This window comes from Rhizobacter sp. SG703 (genome assembly GCF_012275445.1).
GTDB lineage: Bacteria > Pseudomonadota > Gammaproteobacteria > Burkholderiales > Burkholderiaceae_C > Rhizobacter.
Genome location: NZ_JAAZQK010000014.1, coordinates 185,615 through 191,844, shown reverse-complemented (window position 1 = coordinate 191,844; position 6,230 = coordinate 185,615). Strand labels below are relative to the sequence as shown.

Genomic DNA, 6,230 nt, shown 5'->3' with positions numbered 1-6,230 from the left:
GCGACAGCGACTGCGCCGTCGCGCTCACCTCTTCCGATGCCCCCGCCAGCGCCTCGGCACCGCTGTTCACCTCGGTCACCACCTGCGACAGCTTGGCCACCATGTGCTTCATCGCCTGCAGCAGCTGGCCGGTCTCGTCGCGGCTGGTCGCGTCGATCTGCACCGTCAGGTCACCTTCGGCCAGCCGGTTCGCGGCATCGACCGCGCGCACCAGCGGCTTGCTGACGCTGCGGCTGATGAAGAAGCCGAGCAGCAGGCCCAGCACGACGCCGCCGGCGATCGCGCCGATCATCACGGTGCGGCTGCTGCGGTACAGGCTTTCGGTGTGCTCGGCGGCCGCCTTGGCGCGCGTCTCCTTCTGCTGGATCAGCTCGTCGAGCATCTCGTCGAGCTTGTTGGCCTTGTCGCGCACCAGGTCGAGCGACTGCGCCAGCACCTCGTCGCGGTCGGCCAGCTTCTTCGCCGACGCCAGCGTCAGCGCGCGCTGCATCTCGCGCTGGTAGTCCTCGGACATCGCGCCGAACGCGGTGAAGACTTCCTTCGCGCGGTCGCTGACGAACAGCGGCTTGGCCTTCTCGATGTAGTCCTTCATCGAGGCCAGGCTCTTCGTGATCGACGCCATGTGCTTGTCGCGCTCGGCCTGCGAGCTGGCCAGCAGGAAGTTCGAACGGGCCCGCCCGATGTAGATCAGGTTGATATTGGCTTCCTTGATGTACGACAGGCCCATCAGCTCCTTCGTGTACATGTTGTCGGCCAGCTCGTTCATCTGGCTGGTGTTCGAGATGCCGATGAAACCGATCACGACGCTGATCGACGCGACGAGCATGAAGCCCGCGATCAGCCGCACGCCGATCTTGAAGTTGCTGAACATGGTGTGGTTCTCCCTGGAATCTGGTGAAGCAAACGGATGGATTCAGGCGGCCGGGACCGGCGTGACGGCCGACTCCATCAAGGCCGGCACGTCGAGGATCAGCGCAACGTCGCCGCTGCCGAGGATGCTGGAGCCGCTGATGCCGCGGACCTGGCCGAACATCTTCGACAGCGGCTTGATGACGGTCTGCGCCTCGCCGAGCAGCGTGTCGACGACGAGGCCGAATTTCTGGCCGGCATGCTTGACGACGACGATGTTCGGTCGCGCACTCTGCGGTCCGTCGATGTCGAACAGCTCGCGCAGCCGGATGAACGGCAGCACCTCGCCGCGCAGGTCGGTGTAGTCGTGCTCGGTCTCGGCGCTGAACTCGACGCATTCGTCGACCATGTCCAGCGGCACGACGAACACCGCCTTGCCGACGCCGATCTGGAAGCCGTTGATGATGGCCAGCGTCAGCGGCAGCCGCACCGTGACGGTGGTGCCCTCGCCCGGCGTGCTGGCGATGCCGACGCTGCCGCGCAGCGCGACGATGTTGCGCTTGACGACGTCCATGCCGACGCCGCGGCCCGACAGGTTGGTCACCTTCTCGGCGGTCGAGAAGCCAGGCTCGAAGATCAGCGCGTAGATCTCGGCGTCGCTCAAGGTGCGACCGGCCTCGACCAGGCCGCGTTCGACGGCCTTCGCGAGGATCTTCTCGCGGTCCAGGCCGCCGCCGTCGTCGCTGACCTCGATCACGATGCTGCCGGAGTCGTGGAAGGCATTCAGCATCACGGTGCCGCGGGCCAGCTTGCCGCGCGCGGCGCGCTGCTCCGGCGAATCGATGCCGTGGTCGATCGCGTTGCGCACCAGGTGCGTCAGCGGATCGCCGATCTTCTCGACCACGGTCTTGTCCAGCTCGGTGTCTTCGCCGTTGACCACCAGGCCGATGTCCTTGCCGAGCTCGCGTGAGACGTCGTGCACCACGCGCTGGAAGCGGCTGAAGGTGCCGCCGATCTTGACCATGCGCAGCTGCAGCGCGCTGTCGCGCACTTCTTCGACCAGGCCGGACAGCACCGAATGGCATTCCTGCAGCTCGCTGTTGCGCGTCCTGCGCGCGACCAGGCTGGCGCCGGCCGACGCGATGATCAGCTCGCCGACCAGGTTGATCAGGTGGTCGAGCTTGTCGGCATCGACGCGGATCGACTGGCTCTCCTGCGTCTTCGCGTCCTTCACGCGCTTCTGCTTCTCGAGCGCGGCCTCGACCACCGGCGGCGAGACGCGGCCCTGCTCGACCAGCACCGCGCCGATCAGCGGCGTCGGCACGGCCCGCGCCTGCGTGTTCAGCGCCGCTTCGAGTTCGTGGGCGGTGACGGTGCCGCAGCGCACCAGCATCTCGCCGAGGCGAGACGCTTCTTCCGGCATCGCCTTGATCAGGTCGATGTAGTCGCCGATGCGGCTGTGCGGCGGCACGATGCGCAGCGTGCAGTCGTCGAGCACGAAGTCGAACACGCCTTCGATCGCGGCCTTGTCGGCCTGGCTGCGGAACGCGATCTCGAAGCCGAGGTAGCAGGACTCGGGGTCCATCTCGTCGGCGGCCGGCAGCGCGTCGGCCAGCGTCACGATGCCGACCACCTGGCCGAGCGTGCCGAGGAAGCGGATGAAGGACAGCGGGTCCATGCCGTTGCGCAGCACGTCGCGGCCGAAGCGCAGCGAGATGTGCCAGAGGTCGGCGTCGTCGGTTGCGCCGCCGATGCGCTCGAACGACGGTTCCGATGCCGCGGCGGCCACCACGGCCCCCGATGCCGGCACCAGGTGCGCACGCAGCCGCGCGAGCAGCGGCTCGCCGCGCTGCAGCAGCGCCGGGTCGACCTGGTCCGCATCGGATTCGACCGCGTCGACGAGCGCTCCGATGTGGTCGCCGCAGGCCAGCAGCAGCGCGACCATCGGCTCGTCGACCGCGAGGCGGCCCTCGCGCACCTCGTCGAGCACGCTTTCGACGACGTGCGTGAACGCCACCACGTCGTCGAGGCCGAACAGACCGGCCGAGCCCTTGATGGTGTGGGCGGCGCGGAAGATCGCGTTGATCGTCTCCGCCGGTTCGGCCTCCTCGCGCACGCGCAGCAGCGAGGCCTCCATGTCTTCCAGCAGCTCGCGGCTTTCCGCGTAGAAGGTCTGCAGGGCCTGGTCCATGTTCATCGGGATGCCTTCCGGGAGCGCGTCACGCGGCGCGCGAAGAGATCGAAGCCGATCCGACGACCAGCGGATCGCCGAAATGCGCGGCGAGGTCGAACAGCTCCAGCACCTCGACCACCGCGGGGCTGTGGTCGACCAGGCGCAGCGTGCGGCCGGCGGCCCCGGCTTCGCGCTTGGCGAGCAGCAGCAGCTGCAGCCCGGCGCTGTCGAACTCGCTGACCTGCGACAGGTCGACCTCGACCGCCGGGTTCGCGGCAACGGCGGCGAGCAGCGTCTGCTTCAGTTCGGCGGCGCGGTAGATCGTCAGCTCGCCTTCGATGCGCAACACGACTGCGTCAACGGTGGTCATGGCGCGGCTCCTCAGGGCAGCACGAGCTTCTGCACGACGCCGAGCAGCTGCTCGGGCTTGAACGGCTTGACCACCCAGGCCTTGGCGCCGGCTTCCTGGCCTTCCTTCTTCTTCGCCTCCTGCGACTCGGTGGTGAGCATCACGATCGGCGTGAACTTGTAGGCCGGCATCTGCTTGACGGCCTTCACCAGGCTGATGCCGTCCATGTTGGGCATGTTCACGTCGCTGATGATCAGGTGGACCTTCTGGCCGGTCAGCTTCTTCAGCGCGTCCTTGCCGTCGACGCCCTCGATCACGTCGTAGCCGGCTTGCTTGAGCGAAATGCCGACGACCTGCCGCACCGAAGCGGAGTCGTCGACGATCAGGATGTTCTTGGCCATGGTGTGTTTTTCTCCCGGTCTGTGTCTGTCGTTGTCGGAGGATCTGGTTCAGAAAAAGGTGATCTCTTCGCTGGCGTCGGCGCCGGCTGCGGCTCCCTGGCCGCCGTGCGTACTGTGCAACTGGCGCTCGTCGGCCATCGCGTAGGTCTTCTCGAGCTCGGCCAGCAGCCCGGCACTGTCGACCGGCCGCAGCAGGCCGTCGCGCTCGAAGCCTTCGCGGCTGCGCGTCAACTCGGCCGGCAGCTGCTCGATGTTCTGGCGCACATGCGACATCACCTGGCTGACGCGGTCCTGGAACTGCAGCTGCACCAGCGCTTCGCCGATCTCGCCCTGGATGCCGACGCTCTCGCGCTTGAGCACATCGGCCGACGCGACCAGCGCATCGGTGACGGTGTGGAAGCCGCCGAGCACGCTGTTGATCGTGGTCTCGCAGGCGACGATCGACGCCGCCTCGCGCTCGGCGGACGCATCGGCGCTGCGGCGCGCGGTGGCGATCGCCTCGCCGATCAGCGCGACCTTGTCGGCCATGCGGCGGCCGGTTTCGCCGGACGCGGCGGACAGCTTGCGCACCTCCTGCGCCAGCACCGAGAAGCCGCGGCCGGTCTCTCCGGCGTGGGCTGCCTCGATCGCGGCATTGATGGCCAGCAGGTTGGTCTGCGACGCGATGTTGGCGACCTCGGCGGCCATCTGCTGCAGCTCGCCGACGAAGCGGTTCAGGCTTTGCACCTCGGCATGCATCGCGCCGTTGCTGGCCATCGCGGCGCGCAGCGACTCGAGCACGCCGTTCAGTTCCTTGCTGCTGTGCGCGAAGACGGCGACCAGGCCCTGGTCGCTGCTCTCGACCGAACCGGCCGCGAGGCTGGAGGCGCGCATCGCCTGGTCGAGCTTGTCGACGATGCCGCCGAAGCGCAGCGCGAGCGCCGAGATCGCGGTCTCCATCTGCGCGCGCGAGCTTTCGATGTGGCCGCCCCAGACCGGCAGCAGTTCGCGGCCGAGCCGCTCGGTGCCGGCGACGAACGCGGCGGTGTTGTCATGGTGTTGCCGGCGCCGCGCCGCCTGGCGGCGGTCGAACAGCGCACCGGCGGCCGTCAGGCCGCAGCCGACCAGCAGCGCCCAGCCGTTCCAGCCGCTGGCGGCCCAGGTCGAGATTCCGCCCGCGAGCCCCATGGCCGTGCACGCGAATGCGCTCGGGGACAGGTCGGGCGACGTGGCGGCTCGAGACGGCGCAAGCGCCGCTTCACCGCCTGGAGGAAGGCTGTACGAGGACATGCGTACTCTTCGGCATGCCCACGGCGGAAATGAAGCGCGCGATCCTTCGGTGACGTCAAAAACTGCGGGGAAATTCCGGGCAGTTGTAAGCGCGAGTTACGAGAACCCAAGCGAGAACTTCGAGAGCTCTTTCAGAAAGTCCTGCATGTCCCCCTTCGCTGCGTGCAACTTCAGCACGGCAATGCCGTCAACAAACTGACGCCGCTTGATGAGCGACAGATGCGGAAGATGGAGATCACATGCCGTTTGCACTGTGTCAATCTTCCCATGCAGGAGCTCACGTCGCTTGTTGATGGGTATCGAGCCATTGACCTCTGGAAATTCGGCCATGAGCGACGAGATGTGTTTGCCGACTTCGGACGCTGCCGCTGTGGCTTGAGTCAACGTGTGAGTTTGCATGTGGCCGGCTATTCCTTGCGCAGCGGGATGCTCGAGGCCTTGCAATCGGCCAATCGCCTCGCGCCGATCTTGGATCTCCCGTCGACCTGCTTGCTCTTCTGCAGCCACTTGCTCGCCGCCCGGAGTGCCCGGGAACATGGCCGGCGTTTCGACCAACTCGCTTGAGACAAGCTGATCCAGCTGCGCCATGGTTTCGCAGCAACCTTGCCAGTCACTGCTTTCCAACGCCGTTCCGAAGCGGCTGATCAGATCGCCGATCGCTTCCGACACTTCCCTGGGGACGATGTCCTTGCCGACCTGGGTGAATGCCTCTTCCAAGATTTGATGCACGTCCGCCAGGATGACGTCCCACCCCTCATTCTCCGAACGCTTGTGCATCGACCGGGCATTGCCGAAGTGGGATGCGCCGTCGTCAATGTGCCGCTTCATTCTGCACAAGGCGGGCCCACACAGGTCTTGTGGCAACCCCATGTCGGCCGCCATCTGCCCGATGATTCCTTTGTCGCTGCCGACGAACCGCTGGTCTGCAACCCTCATCCACGGATAGATCAGCAACGCACAGGCATGCGGCTGCTTCGCCTCCTTGATCAGGATTGTCGTGACCATGCGTGCGTGGCGGCGCGATGCAAGCGTTCCGGCACGCACGCGCAGTCGCGTCGCCTGATGCGCGAAGCCAATCGGCTCCCAAGCTGGACCGGTCACGGGACGGGAAGCAGTTTTCTGAGGAGCAGGGTTCTGAGATTGCATTGACGGAGCTCATGCGATGAAGTGATGGAAGCCCCTGAGTGCG

Annotated in this window: 6 protein-coding genes; all 6 read right to left on the bottom strand. The window is 66.5% G+C overall.

Translation table 11 applies throughout. From position 1 onward, the window contains the following. The coding region (locus FHT26_RS26245) for an MCP four helix bundle domain-containing protein (RefSeq protein ID WP_168563039.1) at positions 1-871 on the bottom strand (871 nt) is incomplete at its 3' end. 42 nt (positions 872-913) lie between these two features. Beyond that, on the bottom strand, positions 914-3,046 hold the full coding sequence (locus FHT26_RS26240) for a chemotaxis protein CheA (protein ID WP_168563038.1): 2,133 nt from the start codon (positions 3,044-3,046) through the stop codon (positions 914-916). 22 nt (positions 3,047-3,068) lie between these two features. Further along, on the bottom strand, positions 3,069-3,392 hold the full coding sequence (locus FHT26_RS26235) for an STAS domain-containing protein (protein WP_168563037.1): 324 nt from the start codon (positions 3,390-3,392) through the stop codon (positions 3,069-3,071). An 11-nt stretch (positions 3,393-3,403) separates the two neighbouring features. Next, on the bottom strand, positions 3,404-3,772 hold the full coding sequence (locus FHT26_RS26230) for a response regulator (protein ID WP_056805425.1): 369 nt from the start codon (positions 3,770-3,772) through the stop codon (positions 3,404-3,406). Between the two features lie 48 nt (positions 3,773-3,820). Further along, complete coding sequence (locus tag FHT26_RS26225; protein WP_168563036.1) at positions 3,821-4,939, bottom strand: methyl-accepting chemotaxis protein; 1,119 nt, start codon at positions 4,937-4,939, stop codon at positions 3,821-3,823. A 198-nt stretch (positions 4,940-5,137) separates the two neighbouring features. Beyond that, positions 5,138-6,187: a hypothetical protein gene (locus FHT26_RS26220; protein WP_168563035.1), complete on the bottom strand. Its 1,050-nt coding sequence runs from the start codon at positions 6,185-6,187 to the stop codon at positions 5,138-5,140. Between the last annotated feature and the right edge of the window lie 43 nt (positions 6,188-6,230).